The 23,060-nt window shown below is 67.8% G+C and carries 15 protein-coding genes and 1 pseudogene; 7 read left to right on the plus strand and 9 right to left on the minus strand.

What is annotated here, in order from left to right:
• Nucleotides 1-1,007: 1,007 nt before the first annotated feature.
• From Sspor_RS01130 to Sspor_RS01145, 4 genes are all read right to left on the minus strand, one after another.
• The gene (locus tag Sspor_RS01130) at nt 1,008-1,997 is read right to left on the minus strand and encodes a DUF4238 domain-containing protein (RefSeq protein WP_202197292.1); all 990 of its coding nucleotides are present in this window, start codon (nt 1,995-1,997) and stop codon (nt 1,008-1,010) included.
• Nucleotides 1,998-2,161: 164 nt separating this feature from the next.
• Nucleotides 2,162-2,515 carry a hypothetical protein gene (locus tag Sspor_RS01135; protein ID WP_202197293.1) on the minus strand — a complete coding sequence of 118 codons (354 nt, stop codon included), beginning with the start codon at nt 2,513-2,515 and terminating at the stop codon, nt 2,162-2,164.
• Nucleotides 2,516-3,061: 546 nt separating this feature from the next.
• Nucleotides 3,062-3,382 carry a hypothetical protein gene (locus Sspor_RS01140; protein WP_202197294.1) on the minus strand — a complete coding sequence of 107 codons (321 nt, stop codon included), beginning with the start codon at nt 3,380-3,382 and terminating at the stop codon, nt 3,062-3,064.
• A 1,079-nt stretch (nt 3,383-4,461) separates the two neighbouring features.
• The gene (locus Sspor_RS01145; protein ID WP_202197295.1) at nt 4,462-5,067 is read right to left on the minus strand and encodes a hypothetical protein; all 606 of its coding nucleotides are present in this window, start codon (nt 5,065-5,067) and stop codon (nt 4,462-4,464) included.
• Nucleotides 5,068-5,154: 87 nt separating this feature from the next.
• Here Sspor_RS01145 and Sspor_RS41425 point away from each other — a divergent pair.
• The 3 genes and pseudogenes from Sspor_RS41425 to Sspor_RS01155 all read left to right on the plus strand — a co-directional run.
• A pseudogene (locus tag Sspor_RS41425) lies at nt 5,155-5,286 on the plus strand (IS5/IS1182 family transposase); the annotation flags it as partial.
• A gap of 379 nt (nt 5,287-5,665) precedes the next feature.
• A complete protein-coding gene (locus tag Sspor_RS01150; RefSeq protein ID WP_237403581.1) occupies nt 5,666-5,986 on the plus strand; it encodes a hypothetical protein in 321 nt (106 codons plus the stop codon).
• Nucleotides 5,987-6,129: 143 nt separating this feature from the next.
• Complete coding sequence (locus tag Sspor_RS01155) at nt 6,130-6,315, plus strand: hypothetical protein (protein WP_202197296.1); 186 nt, start codon at nt 6,130-6,132, stop codon at nt 6,313-6,315.
• A gap of 103 nt (nt 6,316-6,418) precedes the next feature.
• On the opposite strand, the gene Sspor_RS01160 is transcribed toward Sspor_RS01155, so the two are convergent.
• Together Sspor_RS01160 and Sspor_RS01165 are read right to left on the minus strand one after the other, a co-directional pair.
• Nucleotides 6,419-7,177, minus strand: coding sequence for a trypsin-like serine peptidase (locus tag Sspor_RS01160; protein ID WP_237403582.1), 759 nt, complete (start codon nt 7,175-7,177; stop codon nt 6,419-6,421).
• Between the two features lie 411 nt (nt 7,178-7,588).
• Entirely contained in the window at nt 7,589-8,221 is a 633-nt protein-coding gene (locus tag Sspor_RS01165) for a hypothetical protein (protein ID WP_202197298.1), read from the minus strand.
• On the opposite strand from Sspor_RS01165, the gene Sspor_RS01170 reads away from it, so the two are divergent.
• A complete protein-coding gene (locus tag Sspor_RS01170; protein ID WP_202197299.1) occupies nt 8,220-8,423 on the plus strand; it encodes a hypothetical protein in 204 nt (67 codons plus the stop codon). The two genes, Sspor_RS01165 and Sspor_RS01170, sit on opposite strands and share 2 nt — an antisense overlap.
• The gene (locus Sspor_RS01175; RefSeq protein WP_237403583.1) at nt 8,420-8,941 is read left to right on the plus strand and encodes a hypothetical protein; all 522 of its coding nucleotides are present in this window, start codon (nt 8,420-8,422) and stop codon (nt 8,939-8,941) included. The genes Sspor_RS01170 and Sspor_RS01175 overlap by 4 nt, the downstream gene beginning before the upstream one ends.
• Before the next feature lie 43 nt (nt 8,942-8,984).
• Here the strand turns inward: Sspor_RS01175 and Sspor_RS01180 are convergent, their stop codons facing one another.
• Complete coding sequence (locus Sspor_RS01180) at nt 8,985-10,136, minus strand: HEAT repeat domain-containing protein (protein ID WP_202197300.1); 1,152 nt, start codon at nt 10,134-10,136, stop codon at nt 8,985-8,987.
• A gap of 596 nt (nt 10,137-10,732) precedes the next feature.
• Between Sspor_RS01180 and Sspor_RS01185 the strand changes: the two genes are divergently transcribed.
• Complete coding sequence (locus Sspor_RS01185) at nt 10,733-11,119, plus strand: DUF6233 domain-containing protein (protein ID WP_202197301.1); 387 nt, start codon at nt 10,733-10,735, stop codon at nt 11,117-11,119.
• A 5-nt stretch (nt 11,120-11,124) separates the two neighbouring features.
• Here Sspor_RS01185 and Sspor_RS01190 read toward each other — a convergent pair whose 3' ends face one another.
• Nucleotides 11,125-11,487 carry a hypothetical protein gene (locus Sspor_RS01190; RefSeq protein WP_202197302.1) on the minus strand — a complete coding sequence of 121 codons (363 nt, stop codon included), beginning with the start codon at nt 11,485-11,487 and terminating at the stop codon, nt 11,125-11,127.
• Nucleotides 11,488-11,734: 247 nt separating this feature from the next.
• Nucleotides 11,735-14,836: a DNRLRE domain-containing protein gene (locus Sspor_RS01195; RefSeq protein ID WP_202197303.1), complete on the minus strand. Its 3,102-nt coding sequence runs from the start codon at nt 14,834-14,836 to the stop codon at nt 11,735-11,737.
• 582 nt (nt 14,837-15,418) lie between these two features.
• Between Sspor_RS01195 and Sspor_RS01200 the strand changes: the two genes are divergently transcribed.
• Nucleotides 15,419-22,780, plus strand: a complete 7,362-nt coding sequence (locus tag Sspor_RS01200) for a polymorphic toxin type 43 domain-containing protein (protein ID WP_202197304.1) — start codon at nt 15,419-15,421, stop codon at nt 22,778-22,780.
• The last annotated feature ends 280 nt before the right edge of the window (nt 22,781-23,060 follow it).

Here is a 23,060-nt window from a genome sequence, read left to right on the forward strand (position 1 = left end):
CGTGGCGGCGGCAACGGTCCTGGAGGTCGCCGAGGGCGGTAGCAGCCGCGCCCGGTAACGGCCTGGCGGTGGGGCCGGATCACATCTGCTGGTTCCCATCACCAGTGATCGCCTCACCAATAGACCCACGAGCAGCGACTTCGCGCTCTCCCGGGACGCTGGGCGCCGTTGTCGTGGCACTTGGGCTGGAACCTGCGGCCGGGGGCTGGGTGCTCATGCCGCCGAGGACTCATCCGCCCGACCACCGGTTGCGGTGCGGCTGGTTCGGCCCGGGACCGTTCCGGGGCTGGTCGTCCTGGATCGGCTCCGACCTGGGCAGAGGGCCGTTCCGGCAACAAGGTTTTCTCGACCGCTTACCGTCCGAGACATGTCAGTACTCGCCCTGCCCGGGCACCCAGTCGCGCGTAGGCAGTGACGGCATCGTCCAGGGTGAGTTCAGGTCCGTCGCGCGCCCGTATCCGCCAAGGACTGGCGCGGCTACGGCTGGGTCGGATAGCCGCGTACGGGGCCGGCGAGCTCGGCGTAGAGGTCGATGCGGTCCTGCTCCCGGTGGACGGGACCGCAGCCACCCACGGCCGGAGCCAGCTGACCGGGAGCCGCGGGCCGCGGGAGTGGTGGGTGAGCGGGACCCGGCCGCTGTCGGAAGGACCCGAGGCCGGGAAACTGCCGGTGCGGCGGGCAGGGTGGTCAGGGAGGTGAGGGCCGCGTCCACCCGAACGGCGGCAAGCCACAGCGATACCCGCTCGCGTCGGCGGACACCGACGGAGCGGGGGTCAAGGTCCCCAGCACCCGCGGGGGTCAGCTCAGTCCTTGGCCTTGGCCCCGGCGGGGGCTGACGCAGATGCACAGGCTGCTCGTACGCGGCGCCGGTGTACCGGCGGCCGCTGCTGGCCTTGCGCGCCTTCGGGACGAGGCTGGCGTCCATCTCCTCAGCGGAGCAGCAACCGCCATCGGACACGGCATCGTCGACCCCGGGGCCCGTGGTGTGACCAGCCCGGGGTCAGCCTTTATCTCCTGGCACTCCGGCCGCCCTGTTTGAGGTAGCTGCGAACGAAGGCCTCTTGGCCGCTGTTGGGTCGGATGTAGACGCGCTGCTGCGCTGCTTCGATCTGAAGCCGGTTGAGGAAGCCGACCGCCTCTTCCGTAGCGATGCCCATACCGTTGCGGGGCGCTCTGCCGACCAGGAGATGTTTGGGGCCGAAGGGCAACACGATGGCGGTGGAGTCGCCGATCGCAACGTTGAAGACGGTTCTGCTTCCACTCTGCCGGATCGCCAGAGCCGGGATGTCGCCAAGGAGAAACTCGCCGACGGCGGGCACCAGAATCTCCAGCCCGGCGCCGCTGATCATCTCCTTCGCCTTGGCGAAGGTGTCCTCGATCCGCGCCCGGAAGTCCGCGCCGTTCTCGAAGTTCGCCAAGTGTGGGCGCAGGATCTCGTCCGCCGCTGCGACCAAGCCCTGCGGTCCAGCGAGGTGGAGTCCGCTGCGCTGCAGTACCGCGAGACGCAGCAGGTCGGATTGGTCGGTCAGCAGGGCAGTGCGCTGCTCGGTGTAGATCTTGGTGAAGATGCGCTCGTGGACATCGCGGTAGTTCAGCGAACGGACCAGGTGCAGGGCGATGAGGTCCTTGAGGGTCTGCACATACTGTTCGTGTTGGAAGACGTCGCCCCGATCCACTGCGGCTGCGGCGTCGGGTATTCGTGTCTCAAGCCTGCCCCATACCTGTTCCAGAGAGGCAGAAGCGAAGCGTGCGAAGTGCTTGACCTTGCCGCACTCGCGCGGGCTCGCCTTCTTGTGCACACGATTGGGGTGGTCAAGGTTGAAGGGCAAAAGCTTAAGCCCGTTACTGCCGAACGGAGTGGCGAAGCGCTTGAGAAGCACTTGGGAAATCACGTGCTGACCGACCACGTGACGATCGGCCTCGGGACGGAGTTCCTCGATCCGGTCATCGATCTGCTGCGCCCGCGCCAGCCACTGGGCTGATGATCCCTCGTTCATCCGACCAGTCTGGCAACCAGGTCCGACAAGCGACGCGGATTTTCGGTCTGCCCTAATCGCCCGGTCTCTCCGCAGCCGCAGCCAGCTACCGCATACCGCATACCGCCAAGTTCCTACGGTCGACGAAGCGGTCGGACTGCCGCCCTGCCGCTCTGCCTGGTGGATCAGTCGAGGCTGGTGGTGCCGGGGGCGGCGCGGGGCAGGTTGCGCGCCCACTTCTTGAGGTCGCCGACGCGGTAGAGGTGCGTGCTGACTCGCTGCATCGGGGGCGGGAAGTCCGGTTCGTCGGCGCGCGCCCGGCGCAGGGCGGCGAGCGTGATCTCCGGGAGGCGGGCCGGTTTGCCCAGGGCTTGGAGCAGGCCGGAAGCGAGGGCGGAGTCGCTGGTCTTGCCCGAGCCGGGGTGAAGGGTTGGTGATACGGCCGGTCTGCGGGACAGGGGCGGCCAGGTAGTGTCCCGGGGATCTATGAGTGGATCATCGAACGAGGGGCTGATCGGGATGGTAGACAGGCAGCGCAAGGAGCGAAGTCGCCGAGGTTTGTGGTGGTGGCTCCTGCTCCTAGGCGCCGCAATCGTTGTCTGCGGGTTCCTCGGGGGGACTCGGTACTACGGGGATCCTGAAACGGAGGGCCTCGGAGACCTGGCCTTCTGGGGAATGCTTGCCGGCGGCTGCCTGACCCTCGGCGCGGCCATTGAGCTCATCCGGCCCGCTCTGCAGCGTGGCCTGGCGCGACTCATCGCCGACAATGCCCGACGGTACCGGGAGAGGCAGTCAGCAACACAGAACGCGAACCCCGATCACCGGAATGCCGCCTGACCTCAACGACCAACCGGAACCGACATGTTCGTCTCCGCTGCCGGACCAGCCACTTCCCGACCTCCATCCCGAGGACGGTGACCCCGGGCAGGACCTCCGCCCGGCCTGGTGCCGGTGGGCGGGGACCGCGGCCTCCGCCGGGGCCGGCCGGCCGGGGGCCGCGGCGGCCGGGGTGGTGGTGGAGCGGGAGCGGGCGGCGGCCGCGGAGGCCCGGGGCCGGGCGGGGGCCGGTGCGCCGGGTGGGGTGGTCAGGGACATGAGGTGGCGTCGACGAGGCGGCCGACCAGGGCGCTGCCGGTGGCCTCCTGCCAGGAGGTACCGGTGGTGAGACGGTTCAGGTGCTGGGCGACGGTGTCGGTGCCGTGGTGTTCGCCGAGCTGCTGCATGCGGGCGGCGAGCAGCGGCCAGGGGCGTGAGCCGATCAGGAGGCCGGCTTCGCGCTCCGGCAGGACCTGCTTGATCATCGCGACCATCTGGGAGTGCGCGGCCGACTGCACCTTGAGCTGTTTCAGAGCGCGGGACCGGTTGCCGAGGTCGAGGTCCCGGGGCACGGCCAGGCCCTCGGTCAACGGGCCCCATACCCGCTTCGCATCCGCACTCGCAGGCACGGGCGCGGGCGCGCCCGCAGGAGCGCGCAGGTGCCGGAGCGGAAATCGGTCGGGCGGGCGCAGCCCACGGGTCACCGGCCGCGCCCATGCGTTCGGCCAGCACGTCCCTCGCGGCGCCGACCGCGGCCCCGCGAGCAGGAACGGACACTCCGGAAGCAGGAGCGGGCGCTGCGGGAGCGGGGATCGGTCGGGTGGGCGGTGCCCACGGGTCATCCGCCGGTACGCGGGCGCCGGCTGCGGGCGCGGGAGCCGAAGCGGCCGCCGCCGGGGCCGCGGTAGGGGCGGCCGGAGCCGAGGCCGGAGCCGTCGTGGGGGTGGGGGTGTCGGCGGCGGCCGCGGTGACCGCGGCGACGGCCTGGTCGACGCCGGCCCCGGCGCGGTGGGCGTCGGTGAGGATCCGGGCGACATCGATCCCCGCGGCGTCGAGGCGACCCATCGCGGCGGCGATGTCGGGCCAGGCCGGGGAGGAGAGGATCGCGTCGCGAACCAGACCCTCGGGCATCGTCGTCTTGAGGAGGTCGGCCCAGCAGTCGGTGCCTTCGGCCTTGATGCGCGCGGCGTTCGCCGTGACGGCCTGGTGGACCCCGGCGGTCATCCGGCCCATCTGCGGCAGGAACACCCCGAGGTCGACACCGGCCTGCTGCAGGCCCACCAGCCGGCGGGCCATCCGCGGCCAGTCCGTGTCCTGCATCAGCACGTCCAGGACGTCGTCGCCGAGGCGGCCGCGCAGCCGGTCGGCCGACCAGCCCGGCGCCATCTTCCCGGCGTCCTCGCCGAGTTCCTCCTCCCGGCCGGTCAGGCGTTTCTGGGCAGCGCGGCGGACCGCGTCGGAGATGGCCAGCACCAGGCGGTAGGCCATCGCCGCGGTGTGCGCGGCCTCCCCGAGGGCTTCGGCGAACGGCTCGGGCAGCGGCGGGTATCCGGACGTCATCAGCAACGACTCCCTCGGGTGGGGACGGGGCGGGTCAGCGGGCACGGGCCGCAGGAACCGGCTCTTCGGCACTTCCGAAGAGCCGGCACTACGGGGCCGTCGCCGCTCCTCAGATGCGCTGTGCAGTCAGCCTCTTTCCATCCGCCCCAAGGACCAGAACGTTCCTGGCGGTACCGTCCCGGCCGTGATCGCCGTCCCACCACTCGACGAAACTCTGGGCAAGCGATTCAGATCCAGGCCTTCCGGACCCTGCTGAGTAGTCCGTGCTCAACTCAACGTCATAGTCGTGTGCGGTCAGTTGGACTATGGCCAGCATGCGGGCGTGGTCGAATTGCTGCGCTCCACCCTTGGCGCGAGCCCAGATGTGGAACCGCTCCAGCATTTCCGCATCCGTGGTCCGCTTGGTCACGGGGCCGGTGGGCAACTGCTCAGGCGCGTTGGCGACGCCGTTGAGGCAGCCCTGCACCCAGGAGCCACGATCCACCTCGGCGGCGCTGCCGGCCTGCAGGGCCCGGCGCGTACAGCCGCCCCATACCGTCTCGCGCACGGCCGCCCCCTTGCCCGAGGAGTCGTAGACAGCCTTGCCCGCGGTGTATCCGGCACGGTAAGCGGCAACGTACTCAGGTACGGCAGACGAGCGGGACTCGGGCGCAGAGCCGTCGAAAGGCTTGCCACTGCCGCAACCGACCAGGCCGATTAACGCGGCGGCAGTCATACCGAGTACACGGCCTGAGCGATGATTCATTACTCCCCCTGAGTACGGACTGTTACCCAATGAGAGGGCATCCCGGGCTCATTGGTCGCCCCGGTCGAACATGGTTTCGCTCACCCCAAGAACTGGCGGACTCTCACCAAACTTCGCAACGACCCCACCCGCGCCACCCACCTCCTGCGCGCTCTGCTCGTCCTGACGAACCTCGAAGTCAACCGCTGACAAACGATCTACGCCTCAGACTGCCGCCCACGACCAGGGTGAGCACCCCGAGAACTGGTCACACCAGCCCTTTGACCTGCGACTTCAAGCTGACGAAGGCTCTATGAGGTCATCACACCGCACCGCGGTCCCAGATGACGCGACATCACCGTGGCAGAACGCCGCTGATCGCCCTCACGGAATGTGTGCCAGAACCCTTCAAGGGGCAGCGTTTGTCCAGCAGTCTGGGAGGCAGTCTGCTGTCCGCGTGCCCGCCGATGTTCACGGCAAATGACGTCACTCTGGTCTTCGCGGCTCGTCCTGCTCATGCGGGTGATCGCAAGTCGCTGCGTCGGGGATGATCGAGGGGGAGTCTGGGCTCGCGAGGGGAAGGGACGGCGTGATGGCGATCAGTGGGCTGCATCCGGAGAGGACGGCCAGGCTGGAGGTGCTCGTCAACGAGTGCCGGCCGCTGTTGGAGGGTGACGGCGGGATGGCCGCAGTGCAGCGGCTGCTGAGTGAGCGTCGTGTCGAGGTGCTCGATGCGGTGGTGATCACGCGCAAGCTGCTTGGGGCAGGTCCCACGGCGCTTGGCGAGGCGAAGACAATCGTTCTGACAAGTCCGGGCAGGGGGCCCGAGCTGAGAGTGCACGATCAGTTCGTGGCTGACCTGGAGCAGAGCGGTGGCCTCGAGGGACAATGGGGCAGCTCCGCCCGCTGAGCCGGCAGCCCGCCGCCTGTGAGGGCGGCGGACCTTGAGATTGGTCTGCGGAGCTCAGCCGGCCTTGGCCGATTCTTCGGCCCGCGGCGGGTCTGCACCACCACCGTGCCGCCCGGCCCGGACGCGGTGAACAGCAGCGCCCGGTGACCGTCCAGCTTCTGCTCGTACGCCCCCCGGCCCGCACAGCTGCCGGGCCCGGCACGGCCTCCGCGGCCTGCGCCAGCATCGGCTCCACCGGCGGCCTGAGCATCACCACGGCCTCCCTCACGGCGTGCGCGTCCCCCTTCCAGGGTCCGACAGACCAGCCGGAGACGACCACCCGCGCGTGATCAAATTCGCCGGGATGTGACCGTGCGCGATGGTTGGCGGGATTCGCCAACTCTTGTGCTCAATCCCCGCAGCCCTGACCTGCGAAGATTGCGCACGAGTTCGTCAGCCGTGCTCGGACTGTTGGTAGAGGCCCTGTGCGAAGGCGCCGAGTGCCGTTCCGTAGCTGACGCTTGCGTCGCCGCTGATGTTCACCGCGACGACGCTGCCGACCGCCGGGTCGCCCGAGAGGTACGGACCGCCGCTCGACCCCACCCCCATGTGGCAGGGAATGCGCACCAGGGCTGTGCCAGCTACCCAGGCAGTGACGCCCGAGCAGTGCAGGACCCGGTCCGTGTACGGGTAGCCGAAGAAATGCCCGGCCGCGCCCGGTGCCGCGTTGAACGAGATCGGCTGGGCCCCGACCACATCCGAGATGTTCCGCCCGTCGGCGCCGGGGTTCATCTCCAGCATGGCGACGTCCCGTCCGTCCGTCTCCCAGTCCTCGGCCATCCGCACCCGGCGCACCGTGAAGCCGCCATGAGGCCCCGACCCGCCCTGATACCCCGGCACGAAGTAGAGATTCCGGTCCCAGGCGGCGGCTCGTGCAGGCGATCCCTTGGTCGATGTCCTGACACAGTGCCCGGCGGTGATCACGGTACGGACCCCGACGACGGTCGCCGTGCAGGCACCGGAGCCGCCGCCCACACCCGACGATGCGTACAGCCTGCCGACCGTACGTGCTATCGAGCCACCGCCGGTCCAGGCCGGCTGGACCAGATTGTCCTTGGCGTCCGCGCGGGCCACCTCGGCCATGCCACCACCAGCCCAGTGGGCATCGACCGTACGGCGGTCCTCCTCGGTGGTGGCGCCGTCGTGAACCACGGTGCTCACCTCGGAGGGCGCCGTCCCCCCGCTGCTTCCGGCAGTCGCGGCCGGACCACAACCCACGGCCCCCGACAGGACCAGAGCGGCCGCTGCCGCTGCGCCCCGTGCCCGTATATTCCCCATACCCCTTACGACCTCATCCCGGTTCCCACTCGCCTCCCGGTCCCGTAGAGGCCTCGTGCCCTTCCCGGTCGCAGGTTCGACTGTCTGCATGCGTAGTCGATCAACCGCGCGGAGCTTACGACAGCCCCGGACAGCGGATACGAGAGGGGTGACCACTTCAAATGCACAGACCGGCAAAACCAGTGCTCATCCGACACATGTAGTGCTCCTTACCGTGTTGGCGGGTTGATTCCGGTCCTTCGTACGATCGGGAGACCCAGGGGCCTGGGTGTGGCTTTGGAGCGCTCATGCCGTGGTTGTGGCTTTGACTGATTGGCCTCCCAGTGCCCCGCGACGACACGGCCACTCATTGGGATGAGCGAACAGAGATCGCTTCGTAAGGACACTCCTCCCGGTCATCACCACCGAGGTCGGCCCCCCGTGACCCACCTGGTGCCGTTCGACAAGACCCGCGTCTTCCCCTACCGGCACTGCTACGCCCAGCGGCACGCCGACGCCGGAGTGCACCCCGACGTCCTCAAGGAGCTGATGGACCACCGGCTCATCTCCACCACCCAGGGCTACTACCGGGTCGGCGCGGAACGCCGTCGGGAAGCCGTCGACCGGGTCACGGCCCTCCAGTTCGACCGGCACGGCAACCGAGTCTGGCGCGCGGCCCAGAGCCTGCTCGACTCCGAGCACGTCCGCCGCGCCATCGGGGAGGTCGCCACCCCGTACGGGGTCTGCCGCGAACCCTCCAACGTCGCCGCCGGCGGCCACGCGTGCCCGCTGCGGTTCCGCTGCCTGGGGTGCGAGCACTTCTCCACCGACGTCTCCTACCTCCCCGACCTCCAAGCCCACCTCGCCGACCTGCTGCGAAGCCGGGAACGCCTGATGTCCGCTTTCGAAGCCGACGAATGGACACGTACCCCGGGCCATGCCCTCGCAGGAGGAGATCAGCCGGGTCCGCCAGCTCATCGACCGCGTCAGCTCCGACCTCGACCAGCTCACCGCCGTGGACCGCGCGCAGATCGAACAGGCCGTCACCCTCGTGCGCCGCTCGCGCACCGTCCACCTCGGCATGCCCCGCGTCGGCCAGCCCCTGCCCGACGTCCGACCCCCAAGGACCCACCCGTCGTGACCACACCCATGAACGACGGCCGCCAGGCCGACACCGAACGCCGCCGTACCCGCGTGACGAGCGCGATCACCACCGCGCAGCGCGAGGGAAGCCCACTGACCGCCTCAGCCATCGCCCGCACCGCCCGTGTCGACCGCACCTTCCTGTACCGCCATCGCGACCTCCTCGACGCGCTCCACACTGCGGCGCACGAACCGGCCACGCCGTCCGGGACTGGGCCAACCGCCACTTCGGCATCGCTTCAAGCCGATCTCGCCAACGCAGGTGCTCGCAGCGCCCGCTTGGCCGCCCGCGTCCAGCAGCTCGAAGAACGCCTGTCGAAGGCGCTCGGCGAAGAGATCTGGCGGGCCTCCGGCCTCGGGCCACCCGCCGACGTCGCCGAGCTGAACAGTCGGATCACCAGGCTTGAACAGAGCAACGTTGAGCTGACGCGCGCGCTTGAGGAGCGTCACGCCGAACTTGAAGCCGCCCGAGCAGCCAACCGCGACCTGGCCCGCGCCCTCAATCAGAAGAGCTGACGCATCTCCACACGGTGAACGTCAGTCGAGACGAGCGTCGAGCTCAGGTCGATGCGGTGCGCGCGCGAATGCGGTGCGCGGTCCGCAGTCCCTGCTTGGCGGCGGTTGCCACGAGGCCGCCGAGGGTGGTTCTGGCGAGGTCGTGGGCGGCGAGGCGTTCCAGTGCTGGCAGGGCCCGGTCGTCGGCGGTGGAGCCGAGAGCGCGGCAGGCCAGTGCTCGGAGGTCCGGGTCGGGATCGGTGGTGAGGGCGATCAGGTCGTCCACCACCGGCGGGCCGAAGGCGGCGATCGCTGAGGCGAGATGGCTGGCCTTCGGGTTCCGGCGTTCCATCATGGCCTGCCAGAGCGCAGCGAGTGCTCGGTCGCCGCCGATTTGGCTGAGCGCCAGGGCGGCTCTGCTGCGTATCCAGTTGGTCTCGTCGTTCAGCCGGGCTGTCAGTCCGGGCACGGCGGCGTGTTCCTCAAGGAGGCCGAGCGCCTCGCAGGCACCCTCGCGGACCATCGGATCGGGATGCTCCAGCAGGGCGGTGATCAGCGGAACGGCCCGGTGGAAGCCGAGTTCGGCACAGGCGAGGGCCGACCACCGCACCCCGCGGTGCCCGGTGTCGGCGAGCGCGCGCAGTAGGCCCGGTTCGACGCTCGCGTCACCGAACAGGGTGATCCGGTTGAGTGCCTTGGTCCAGACGGTGACATCCTGCGTCCGGTGGTCGGAGGCGACCTCGGACAGGGCCGCCCGTGCCTGCGGATGGCCGAGTTCGGCCCACTCCAGCAGGGCGTCGATCGCGCGCAGCCGGATCGTGCGGTTCCTGCTCAAATCGGCTGCGTGGACGGTGACGAGGGATGTCGGCCCGTCCGGCGGGTGGCCGAGTGCGTCGCCGAGCGGGCCGGCGAGTGGTGGTTCGAGCTCGCCCAGCTGCAGGGCCAGTGGGCCGATTCGGGTGCCGAGGTCCGCGTCGTAGTGGCCGTCGCCCCGCAGGTTCGCGGCCAGCTTGGCGACCGTGCGGAACAGCAGCCATGCGGGGTCCGATGGGGAATCAGCGAAGGCGTCGAGTCGGCCGGACATCGCCGCGGTGACGGCGGGCGGCGGGCGACCGGTGGCCTCCAGGACCGCCTCCGCCCAGGCGAGTGGCTCGCCCTGACGCTCGTAGAGCTGGCGACCCCACAGGCGGAGGACGGCGTCACGGTGGTCGGTCATCCCAGAATCGTTCCAGCAGGGAACACCGACAGCCAACGGTTTTCCGAGCCATGGCCGTGGCCACGGCCATGGCGGAATCCTGCACCCGGAGCCCGCCGGCCGGGAACCGGAATTCCCGGATCGGTTCAGACCACCAGGCTGCTGCGCCGCTCCAGCAGCACGACGCCGCGCCACGGCCGTGGTGGCGGCCGATCCGTTCGCGGGTGCTGGCCTCCCTCACCATCGCCGCTGCGGCAGCCACCGACGGCTCCTCGAAGCGGCGGAGCCGCGGCCGGGACGGGGGCCGGTCGCGGCACCCCACGCCGTCGTGCCCGCCCCGCACCCGCCCCACCGTTCTTCGAGTCACTCGAACCGGCGATGGCACCACACCTGTTGCAGCGACTAGGTTTGGCGGTCCGCGCGCTGAGCTGCACAAACCCACCTTCGTCTGCCTCGCGCCACACCGTCTCTCCCAGAGAACCCTCTCTGCACAACCTGCCGAGCGGCCCGGCAGGAGCAGTACGCCCACCCCTGACCGTGACCGAACCCTCCCCGACGGACAGGCCATCGAGCGGGTACGACTCTACGAACGCGAGCAACTCGACACCGGACTGTGTATGTACCGCATCAGCGTGACCCTGTGGCAGGCCGCCGTGGGTGGCGGCGTCGAGCCGGCCGAGTACAGCACGTGGGTCACCGCCGCACAGCTGTGCCCGCTGCCCGGGGTCGACCTGGGCGGCATCCCCGCCCACCCGCGGACCCGTACCTCGGTGCCGGGCCGGTGGGCGTGGCTGCTCGACGGCCGCACCCACGGCCGGCCCGCCACCGTCCACACCCAAGGCTGCCCGAGCGCAACGGGCCGGGCGCACCCGCTGGGCACCACGCAGGCACTCGACGTGCTCGCACGGCCCGGCACCGTCGCCTGCACCGCGTGCGACGCCGCCGAGACGCTCCTGCCGATCCTCGCGCACGGCCGGAACGACGCGCCCGCCTCCGGCGACTGATCAGGTCAGACGGTCGGTGAGCCCGTGTAGTCGTGGCGTCGGTAGCCGTGTCCGTCACCCTGCCAGTCCAGGAGAAGCGCCGAGTCGCCGAGGGCGGACTGGCCGGCCCGGTGGCTGATGGTCGCGGTCCGGTAGGTGCCGGAGCGCGACCCGCTCGACGTGCTGTCCTCCAGCCGCGCCTCGAGGCCGGGGAAGTCCCTCTCGACCACCACGAGGTCGGTTCCCTCGCGGGACTGTTTGATCTGCACGCGCAGCTTGGCCCCGTCGAAGATCGTCGTGTCGTCCACGGGGTAGAAACCGGGCCCGTCCCAGCGCACTTCGGCGTACGCGTACACGGTGCCCCCGGACCGCGCCGCACACGTCTTCACCGTGATCTTCCAGTTGTCCGGCCACGGCCCGTCATAGCTGCTGTCGTCGATGTCCTTCGTGCTGCTCGCGCACTTGTAGGTCGCGGCAGCCGAGCCGATGCGGGCACCGCTGCCGCGGACGGGGCGTGATCGGCCCAGACCATGTGGTCGATGTGGTGCGACGCTGTCGAGAACGCCGAAGTCGGCTGCGCTCTGCCAGGAGTGATCTCCTGGCAGAGCGCTCGCGGTTGCGGGCTGTTCGTCCCGACTATCCGATGGTCAGGAAGGTGTTCCAGCCGTCCTCGTCACGGCCGATGGGGGCGCCGACGGTGCTGGTTCCGCCTTGGAAGAGCCACTGGTTCTCGTTGGTTCCGACGGCCCAGATATCGGGGATGCCGTCACCGTTGGCGTCGGGGGTGCCGAGGACCTTGGGGTAGGCGACCCTGCCCCAGCCGGTGGTGGCGTAGGTGTAGTCCTCGCCGCCTTCGGCGTTCGCCTTGGACTCCAGGGACGTGAGGTCGACGCCGCCGTTGACGCCCGGCTTGCCCTTGCGTAGGGCCAGCCCGCGGTTGGCGTTGGTGTTGTCCCTGAAGATCAGGTCCGGGACCTTGTCCCCGGAGACGTCGCGGACGCCTACGATGTCGCGGCCCGCCCAGCCGGTGGCCATCTTCTTGTAGGAGGCGAAACTGGATCCGGTGTAGCCGGAGAACGCCCAGAAGCCGTCGGTGTCCAGGGCGAACAGGTCGCCCAGGCCGTCGCCGTCGATGTCCTCGGTGACGACGAGCTGCCGGAAGACGGACGGATCGGGGGCGCTGAGGGGCAGTTGCATCTGCATGCGGCGGCCGACGTCGAACTGGCCGGTGCCGGTGCCTGGGTAGATGTAGAGCTTGCCGTCGGGCATCCGTGCGATGAGGTCCGTGATGCCGTCTCCGGGGTACCAGTCGGTGGCGTGACCGATGAGCGCGGACTGGCCGGTGGCCGGATCCTTCCAGTAGCCGGGGGCCACGGGTTTGCCGTTCTCGACCGCGCCGGGGATGTAGGCGTCGGTGTCACCGACGCTGTCTCCCGCGTAGGTGCGCAGGTTGCCGTCGTTGTCGATGGCCAGGAGGTCAGGGTGGCCGTCTCCGGTGACGTCGCCGGGCGTGTCCTGGCCGGGCCTCGGCCTGACGAGGAAGCCGTAGGTGCTTTGGGCGGAGATGTTGCCGGACTTGCCGACGGTGCGGACGTAGAGGACGTTCGGACCGGAGGTGTCCACCTGGAGCGGGACGGAGACCTCGTCACCACCAGGGTTCGGCACGGCCTTCTGGTCGAAGAGGGGCCGGTTCAGGCTCCACTGGTACTCGCGGATGTCTTCCGCCTTGGCGCCGTTGCCTTTGATGGTGAAGCTTTGGCCCGTCGTGCCGACAGACTCCGTGCTCCACTCGTTGAAGTCGTCGCCTTGCGGCGGGAAGGCAGTGGAGGAGACGGCAGGGTTGGGCGGGACGGTGTGGCTGACGGTGAAGGTGCACCAGGCCCCGCTGCCGGATTCGTGTGGCCCGCTGCCTGACCAGGAGCCGTCCTTGTCCGTGGCGCGGGAGAGCCAGTAGTAGGTCTGGCCGTCGGTGAAGGCGTCCCAGGGCACCTCAGCGGTGACGACGCCGTCGCTGTTGGGTGCAAGCCGCTGGTCGAAGACCGGCGGTCCACCGGCGGCGTTCCACACCTCGATCTGGACTGTGTCGAGGTTGCCGTCGCGGTCGGTGCCCTTCACCTGGAAGGTGAGGTTGGTCTTGCCGATGCCGGTCCCGGGCCAGCTGGTCAGGCACGGGCCACCGGGGAAGGTCTGCATGTTCGCCGCGATCGGGGTGTCCGGGCGCGAGTTGTAGATGACCTCGATGTACGGAGCGGTCTCGCCGTTGGCGATGAACTTCTTCCAGAAGTACGCGTCCGACTCGTTCGGGGCGGCGAACCCCAGGGACAGCGCCCCCCAGCCGCTGGTGGCGGCTTCGGCGACGAGGCCCTTGATGTCGGGTGCGATCCAGTTGTCGGGACACGAGCTGTTGTAGCCGTATCCCGCGTACTCCGAGGCGACCACTCTGCCCCAGTGGGCTGCATTGTCGGTGTTCCTCCAGGTACTCGACGACGTGATGTACGGGGTCGAGAAGATGAGCATCTGTTTGCTGTCACAGGACCACGAATAGGTCTGCAACGCCCGGACGCTGGCCGAAATGATATCGGAGCCGTGGAGCTGACTGCCGAAGTCGAAGTTGAAAATGGAACGGGAGGTACCGCCGCTCGAGGACTCGTATCCGACGCGGGCTTCGTTCGTGCCGCTCGCGTTGTAGTTCTGCCCGTTGTAGAAGCTCGAGTTCTCTGCTGTCTTGTAAAGCAGGGTCCAGGCGTGCTTGTGCCCCTTGAACGAGGGGTCGATGAAGACGGGATATATCGTTTCCGGAGCGTTGAGCAGCGCATTGTCCGGGGTGAGGGACAGGGCGTTGTCGGCAAGCGCCGCCGCTACGGGCTTCAGGCGAGCGCCTTCCGCACCGGCCAGGCCGGCCAGGGCCAGCGTCGGGTGCTGCTTGGCGACGGCGGTCGGCTTCCACGCCGGCTGGTTATCGGTGGTGGCGACCTTGCCGCTGGAGTCCCACATCATCGGGGTCGGCGAGCCCGCGACCTCCTCGCCCTTGGCGTCACGGGCGCTCAGCGAGTCCGACTCGTCATCCAGGTGGAACGTCATGTCGGGGCTGGCCAGACGGTACTTCAGTTGTCCCAGGAGTGGGTCGGCCGCAGCCTGCTTGTCCTTGACGACCAGCAGGTGCGAGTAGCCGCCGTCCTGCGCGGTCATCACCAGGTCGATCCCGGGGCGGACGTTCTCGTACAGTGCGCGCGGGCCGTCGATGACGGGCGCGGGCAGGACACCGGGCCAGCTGACGGTCATGTCGTGGCCATCGGTGTTCAGGCGGACCAGCTCGGTCCACGCTTCGCCCGGTGCATCCTGCCGCAGAGCCACCCGGTTCACGCCACGCGCAGCGCGCCCGTCGCCGCCTGCCTGCTCTTTCGACCCCCCGCTGAAGAAGATGCGGCCGTTGACGGCCTTGGCCGCGTAGCCGCCCTCCACCCGCTCCAGAGCGGTGTCGATGGGCTTCCACTGCCCGTCCACGTTGGCACGGAAGGCCGCACTGTGGATCTGCTTGCGGAACGATCCGTCAGGCTGTGCCCATGTCGTGGTGTTGGCGCTGCGCGCGGCAGTGACCTCGACCTCTTCGCCGCTCTTCTGGGCCAGTCGCCGCGCTTGCGGTTCGTCGACCCGAGCGTCCTTGTCGGGTCGGCTGTGCGCTTTCCCGTCGTCGATCACGTGCACACCGACGGGCACCGCGACAGCGGTGGCCAGCATCACGGCCAGACCCCCCAGGGCGCTCCGGCGCCTGTACCACCGGCGTGCGGGTGCGGGGGCTTCTGCTGATCCAGCCCCTTTTGGCGGACTTTGGCCCGCGGAATCACTGATAGACAAGACGTACTTCTCCCCCCTCGGGCACCCGGCATGGCAGCCCTCGGCACTCACTAAATGATTTACGCCATTGGCCTGAAACAGCTGAATAGCTCACTCTGCCAATGCATTTCAGGCGTAGGGCGTGCGAGCCGAGCATGAACCATCTCTCCGACATCTTCACCCCTCGCGCCGCCTACCAGGCGTGCCGTTAGCGGTCGATTTGCGTCGATTAACCCGGGGTATACACCCGGCGCAGTGACAAAGCCCACACCGAATAGCGGAACTGTAGATTTCCTGATCCGCTGGCCACAGAATCGGTGGCTCATTGTCAGTTTCCTGCCTGCCATGTGCCATTGCCGTGGCGGCAGAGCGTGGGGGGTTCAAATGTCGCCGTTTTCGGCGAACAATTTCCGCCTGCCCGGAATCAGAAAGGCGCGCGCACGACGCGCGCGCCTTGCCGGGCGCGCCGGCATCACACTCTCCGTGGTGCTGGTCGCAACTCTTCTACCCGCCCAGGCCTGGGCGGCACCACCGGGCGACCGCAGCGGTGTTGAGCTGCCCGGCCTCCAGAAGGACCTCAAGGTCAGGCCCGACCAGGCCGCCATGGACGCGCTCGGTCGATGGGCGGGTGATCCTCCGAAGCCGCTCGAGGACTACACCCCGACCGCAGTGGCTCCGCCCGCGGAAGCCTCGGCCAGTATCCCGCTGGCTCCTACGCCTGCCGCCGACTTCGTCCAGGTCGGCTCGCTCCCGGTCAGCATCGGCAAGGTCCCGGGGACGGGTACCGCCCCGACGGGTACGTGGTCTGCGGCCGTCGAAAGCCGCGCGAAGACCGAAGCCGCCGGCGTGGACGGCGCCATCATCAAGATCACGCCGCCGGTCGACGCCGTGAACCCGGTCGACATCGCTCTGGACTACTCGAAGTTCCAGGACCTGTACGGCACCGAGTGGGCCTCGCGCCTGAAGCTGCGGCAGTATCCCGCGTGCTTCCTCGACCATCCTGAACTGCCCGAATGTTCTGTCTCCGTAGACGTTCCGAGCTCGAACGACGCCGGCGGCAAAAAGGTCATCGCGACCCTCGCCCCGGCTGCGACCCCCGTTCAGGGCATGCAGACCATGAGCATCGGCGCCGCCGCAGGCGCCATGGCAGTCGTCGCCTCCGACGGGGCGGCGGGCGCGGGCGGTTCGTACAAGGCCACCTCCCTCTCCCCGTCGGGCAAATGGACCGCGGGCGGCAGTGGGGGCGGTTTCTCCTGGACCTACCCGCTGACGGTGCCCCCGGCGCCGGCGGGCCCCACCCCGTCCATCGCGTTCTCGTACTCCTCGCAGGTCGTGGACGGCAGGACGTCCGTGACGAATGGTCAGGCGTCCTGGCTCGGTGACGGCTGGGACTACAACCCGGGGTTCGTCGAACGCCGATACCGCTCCTGCTCCGACGACCTGAAGGCTTCGTCAAGCGGCAGGCCGAACAACGACAACGCCACGGACAAGAAGAAGGGCGACCTGTGCTGGGCCGGCGACAACGTCGTCCTGTCCCTCAACGGGTCGACGACCGAACTCGTCCACGACGCAACGAGCGGTGCCTGGGTCCCCGTCACCGACGACGGCTCCAAGGTCGAGCTCAAGACCGGCAGCAGCAACGGCGCGAAGGACGGCGAGTACTGGGTCGTCACCACGCGTGACGGCATGCGCTACCACTACGGGCGCCACAACGTCGGCACCCACGGGGACGGCACGTCACCCAAGACCGTCACCGACTCCGTCTTCACCGTCCCGGTCTTCGGCAACCACCCTGGCGAGCCCTGCTATCAGGCGGCCTACGCGAATTCCTCCTGCACCCAGGCCTGGCGCTGGAACCTCGACTACGTCGAGGACATCCACGGAAACGCCATGGTCATCGACTGGGCGAAGGAAGAAAACCGCTACGCCAGGAACGAGAAGGTCAACGAGAAGGACCGCGCCAAGGTCGGATACATCCGCGGCGGATACCCGACCCGCATCCTCTACGGACTCCGCGCCGACAACCTCGCCGGCGCCCCCGCAGGCCGAGTCGAGTTCGGGGTGGAGCAGCGGTGCTTCGAGGAGAAGAACACCTCCTGCGCCGAGTCCCTGTTCGGCTCCAAGAACGGCATCGGATGGTACGACACCCCCGCCTCCCTGAACTGCAAGATGGACGCGGCAGTCTGCGAAACCTTCTCCCCCACGTTCTGGTCGCGCATGCGCCTGGACCGGGTCACCACCTACGGACAGCGGACCGAGGGCTCCACGGCGCTCACCAAGGTCGACCAGTGGGCCCTCAAGCAGTCGTTACCCAAACACCGCACCGATACGAGCCCCCCGCTGTGGCTGGAGTCCATCACGCGGACGGCCTACGGCGCCAAGAACAGCACCCTCGGCATCTCGCTTCCCCCGGTCTCCTTCAAGGCCAACGCAGTGGACATGCCCAACCGTGTCCTGAAGGCCGACAAAAACGGGAAGCCTGACGCCGCACCGGACTTCGACAGGCTCCGCGTGGAGACCATCCTCACCGAGACCGGTGGCGAGATCGAGGTCAAGTACTCGGCCCCGTGCGCGAAGGGGACGAGCGTCCCCGATCTGGCGAAGAACACCACGCGCTGCTTCCCCGTGCACTGGTCCGCGGACACAGGACTGGACCCGGACAAGATCCCCCCGATCGAACTGTTCAACAAGTACGTCGTGGACAGCGTGGTCGAGAAGGACCGGGTGGCACAGCGCCCCGACGTCAGGACCAGCTACACGTACGAGGACGCCGCCTGGGCCAAGGACGACGACGAGTTCACCAAGCCCGATCGGCGTACCTACAGTCAGTGGCGCGGCTACGCCGGCGTCCTCACCACGACAGGTGCGACCGAGAACACGGGCAAGGCCAACGCGACCGAGCAGAGCCAGACCCGCAAACGGTACTTCCGAGGTCTGTCCACCGATACCGCCAAGGTCACCGTCAAGGATTCCACCGGCACGGAAGAGCTCGGCGAGGACCTGCCCCAGTACCAGGGTCAGGTCGCCGAGACCATCACCTACGGCAAGGCCGGCGGCAGCGTCGAGAGTCGCAAGCTGACCTGGCCGCGGAGCATGGAGACAGCCAGGCGCAAGAGGCTCGATACCAGCGATCTGGTTGCGTACCAGACGGGAATCGCCCGGACCGATGACATCGAGTCCGTCAGTGGTGGCAAGTCCCGTATGGAGCGCACCCTCAGCACCTACGAGGGGAAGGAGGCATACGGTCTCCTCAAGACGACGCAAACGGATGTCCTGGAGAACAAGGGCACCGGGTGGACCACCGTCAAGCAGTCCTGCACCAGGCTCAAGTACGTCCACAACGGCGCAAGCAACCTGATCGGTCTGCAGTCCGAGAAGGTTGAGACGACGGGTGACTGCTCCGGCGGTGGCGTCGAGGCCGGCACTCGCCTCAGTGCCACCCGCATCTCCTACGACGCGATCAATGCCTTCGGCACCGCGCCCACCAAGGGTCTCCCGTACCAGGTCGACAGCACTGACGCGGCCGGCACCGGCTGGACGACGTCCGGCCGCACCGAGTACGACGCCCTCGGCCGCGCCGTCAAGACGTACGACGCCGCAGGCAACCCGTCGGGGATCACCTTCAGCCCTCCGACCGGACCGCCGTTCTCCATCACGGCGACCAACGCCCTCGGGCACACCGTGACCACCAAGGTGGACCCGGCCCGCGGCAGCGTCCTGGAATCGACCGACGCGAACGGCCGCAAAGTCACCACGGTGTACGACGAGCTGGGCCGGAGCACGGAGGTCCGGACGCCTTCGCAGAAGCCCACCGACCCGGCGGCCTACACCTTCGAATACCAGATCGCGGAACTCAAGACGCCGGCCGTCATCTCCCGCACCCTCAAGGACAACGGCACCTACAGCACTTCCGTCGCGATCTACGACGGGTTGCTGCGACCGCGCCAGAGCCAGAGCGAGGGCCCGGGCGGCGCACGGCTGATCACGGACACCCTGCACAGTGCGAACGGAACCGTCAGCCAGACCAACAGCGGCTACCTCGCCGAAGGCAAGGTGAGCACGGAGCTGTACGTCCCCAAGTCGGTCACCGAGGTACCCAGCTCTGCCCAGACCGCCTACGACGGCCTCGGTCGCGCCGTGCGCGTCACCAGCCTGGAGAAGGGCGAAGCCCGCCGGTCCACCATCACTCAGTACGGCGGCGACTGGACCCTGACCCGGAGCGGGATGTCGCCCACCGGGTCGGCGCCGCTGCCCGGCAGCCGCGCCGTCAAGACATGGACCGACGCCCTCGGCCGCACCTCCGAGATCGAGCACTACACCGCCACCGACCTCAGCACGTCGACCAGGACCGGCTACGCCTACGACGTTCGCGGCAAACTCGCCAAGGTCACCGACACGGCCGGCAACAACTGGACCTACACCCACGACGCCCGCGGACGGATGACCTCGTCGCAGGACCCCGACACGGGCAGGTCGACGTTCACCTACAACAACCTCGACCAGCAGGTCTCGACAACCAACGTCGACAACGTCACCCAGTACACGTCGTACGACGTACTCGGCCGCAAGACCGCACTGCGCGACGACTCCGAAACCACCGACCCCATCGCCACCTGGACCTACGACACCCTCCCGGGCGGCAAGGGCCAGCCCGTCGCCTCCACCCGCAAATGGGGCGCCGGCTCGTACAAGACCGAGGTCACCGGCTACGACAGCGAGTACCGGCCGACCGGATCGAGGATCACCATCCCGGACCTGCCCGCCACGAAGGGTCTGGCCGGCAGTTACGCCTACAGCACCACGTACACCCCCACGGGCAAGGTCCAGTCGACGACCCTCCCGGCCACGATCGGTGGTCTCGCCTCCGAGAAGCTGATCACCCGCTACAACGCCGACGGCATGGTGCAGACCGTGTCCGGGCTGTCCTGGTACACCGCGGAAACGGTCTACAGCCCCTACGGCGAGATCCTGCGTACCGCCTCCGGCAACGCACCGAACCGCGTGTGGACCACGAACACCTACGACCCCCACACCGGACGGGTCGCCTCGGCGACCAGCCACAAGGAGACACGTGACTCCGCGTCCGGCTCGAATCTCCTCTCCTCCCTCAGCTACACCTACGACTCGGTCGGCAACCCGACCTCCATCACCGACACCTACCCCGGCATCACCCCGCAGTCCCCGACCCTCGTCGACCGTCAGTGCTACACCTACGACGCCATGGGACAGCTCGTCCGAGCTTGGACGGGCAAGACGGAAGGCTGCCCCACCGGTCCCGCGGGCCCGGCGCGCACGGAAGTGGGATCGGGTACGCCGGGTGACGCCTACTGGCAGGACTACCAGTTCGACGCCATAGGCAACCGCACCAGGCTGACCGATCGCGACCCCACCAACAGCGCCCTCGACGACGAGACGACGTACACGTACGGCGTGGAGATCAGGGGCGGCGCCCTGCCGAACCCGAAGAAGCAGCCCCACGCCCTGACCAAGGTCAACAAGACCACCAGGACGCCTGGTTCCTCGGTCGACTCCCTGTCCACCTACACCTACAGCGCGGCGGGCAGCGCCAAGACCCGCACCATCGACGGTGACACCCAAACCCTGAACTGGGACCACCGCAGCAAGCTCCTCTCGGCCACCAGCCCCGGCATCGGCTCCGTCGCGGTCACGGGCCTTTCCGGCAAGTGCCTCGACGTCCAGGACGGCAACACCACTGACGGCACCCCCGTCCAGCTGCTCTCCTGCAACGAGAGCAAGCCCCAGCAGTGGCGCATCACCGGCGACACCGTCCGCGCTCTCGGCAAATGCCTCACCTCCGAAAACGGCAAGGCCGTCCTGAAGGCCTGCAAGCCGGGCGAGGCGAGTCAGAAGTTCACCTACCGGGAGACGGACAAGGCCCTTATCACCGGCACCAACCAGTGCCTCACCGTCCCCAGCGACAATGACGCCGAGGGCAACGACCTGCACACCTTCACGTGTGCCGGCCCGGCCGTCACGGCGGCGCAGCAGTGGAGCTTCGGCAACCTCACCAGCTACCTCTACGACGCGTCCGGCAACCGGGTCGTCCAGGAAACCGGAAGCGCCCGCACCCTCTACCTCGGTGAAACCGAGATCACCGTCGACAAGGCCGGCAAGGCCATCGACGCCGTCCGCTACTACAACAGCCCCAGCGCCCCGACCACGGTCCGCCGCACCAACGGCAAGACCACCGGCCACACCCTGTCGCACCTGCTCACCGACCACCACAACACGGCGACCATCAGCGTCGACCAAAAGGCCGGCCAGCCGGTCACCCGGCGCAAATCCGACCCGTACGGCAACCCGCGGGGTGGCCAGCCCTCCAGTTGGCCCGGCGACCGCACTTTCCTCGGCACCGGCAAGAACGACAACACCACGGGCCTGACCCACATCGGCGCCCGCGAATACGAGGCCAGCACCGGCCGCTTCATCACGGTCGACCCGGTCATCGACATCACCGACCCGCTCCAGATGAACGGGTACACGTACGCCAACGGCAACCCCATCACCAACCTGGACCCGGACGGCCTCAAGTACTTCGAGGGAGACAACAGCGACCCGGGGTTCCAGGCTGCATCCCAGAATGTTGTGGAGGTTGCACAGGCGAGACAGGACCGACGGAACGATATTCGACAGAATACGCGGAACACGTTTGAGCGAACTCGCTATAAGCTGCTTTCCGGGAAGAAAGGCTACATACGCAATTCCAAAAGCACTTCGGGTAAAGAATTTGACCGAATGATGAACAAGTATGACCCGAATGGCGGTTCTATTACGAAGCAGATCTCTTTCAAGATGTGGATGTTCGGCGCACCCCAAGAGGAGATCGACTACTTCAACCGTAACTACTGTGAATTCATAAAATGTAACGACTGGTTGGAGTCCCTGGCGACTGGTGAACTGATCTCCTCGGACATATATGAAAAGCCCAACGCCCAGGTGATGGGTGAAATGTTTGCCGGGGGGATGCTTTCGCGCGCAGGGGCAACTAAGAAGGTGAACGGGGCGGCGGGGAAGCCGTGCGGTAACAGCTTTGTCGCTGGAACGCATGTGCTGCTCGCCGACGGAACCAGCAGGCCCATCGAAGACCTGGTGGGAGGTGATGAAGTCCTCGCAACCGACCCCGAGACCGGCGAGACCTCGAAGAAGGCCATCACCGCGACCATCTACACGGAGGACGACAAGACCTATGTCGACCTGACCGTACAGACGCCCGATGGAGTCAAGTCCATCACCACGACAGGTCACCACCCGTTCTGGTCGGAATCCGACCAGGCCTGGAAGAATGCCGAGGACCTCAAGCCTGGCGAAACCCTACGTACAGACGGCGGGCCTTCCGTAGCGATCGCCGCGACCCACGCCTACGAAGCGTTCAATCAGACCTTCAACCTCACCGTCGCCGACCTTCACACGTACTATGTGCTCGCAGGCGCCACCCCGGTCCTCGTTCACAACTGCAACGTTATTGATGGAAGTGGTCCGGCTAGGGGAGTGCTTGAGGTCAGCGACCGGGTGAAATCTGTCGGCGCGGTGAAGAACTTCAACCCGAAGGGTGAGAGGGACTTCGTCTTCGATCCGACCACGGGACGCTTTGCGACCGGTGCAGACCAAGGCGTTGGTGGGCACGATTTCCTTGGGAGTGCTATTGGCGCGGACAAGTCAACGATGGTGGGAGGTCGGCTCCGTCGAGGTCCCGATGGAGAACTTCAGACCAATCAATGGTCCGGACACTACGGAATGAACTGGGACGATTCGGCAAGGAAGGCATTCCAGGACTTCATGGGCCAACACGGTATAACCGTGAGCCACACTCCGAGCATGCATTGGTGAGCAGGATGACGTTCCTGGTGCATCCAGTTCTTAAGGCAGGTGTCGTGACGGAAAATGATTTGATGGCAGAGCTCTCAGCCGTGCCTGAGACCTGCTGGATCTTCTCTGCCCACGCGAATGAAGCCGGCGCCGTCATGTGGCTGCCGCTGACGAAAATCAGCGAGACCGGCATTTGGCTGGGGCTCGACAGGAAGGGAGTGTGGACGCTAGGCCGACTCGATGGTGTAGTCGAATCCTCGGCGGAAGGTCTTCCCTCGTCTTGGGTGACGATTCTGGACGC

This window comes from Streptomyces spororaveus, from assembly GCF_016755875.1.
GTDB lineage: Bacteria > Actinomycetota > Actinomycetes > Streptomycetales > Streptomycetaceae > Streptomyces > Streptomyces spororaveus.

Excerpts from the sequence above, each read along its gene's own strand:
- Sspor_RS01130 (WP_202197292.1), bottom strand. The coding sequence starts at position 1,997 with ATGAACGAGGGATCATCAGCCCAGTGGCTGGCGCGGGCGCAGCAGATC.
- Sspor_RS01145 (WP_202197295.1), bottom strand. The coding sequence starts at position 5,067 with ATGACTGCCGCCGCGTTAATCGGCCTGGTCGGTTGCGGCAGTGGCAAG.
- Sspor_RS01170 (WP_202197299.1), top strand. The coding sequence starts at position 8,220 with ATGCCCTCGCAGGAGGAGATCAGCCGGGTCCGCCAGCTCATCGACCGC.
- Sspor_RS01165 (WP_202197298.1), bottom strand. The coding sequence starts at position 8,221 with ATGGCCCGGGGTACGTGTCCATTCGTCGGCTTCGAAAGCGGACATCAG.
- Sspor_RS01180 (WP_202197300.1), bottom strand. The coding sequence starts at position 10,136 with ATGACCGACCACCGTGACGCCGTCCTCCGCCTGTGGGGTCGCCAGCTC.
- Sspor_RS01185 (WP_202197301.1), top strand. The coding sequence starts at position 10,733 with ATGTACCGCATCAGCGTGACCCTGTGGCAGGCCGCCGTGGGTGGCGGC.
- Sspor_RS01195 (WP_202197303.1), bottom strand. The coding sequence starts at position 14,836 with ATGCTGGCCACCGCTGTCGCGGTGCCCGTCGGTGTGCACGTGATCGAC.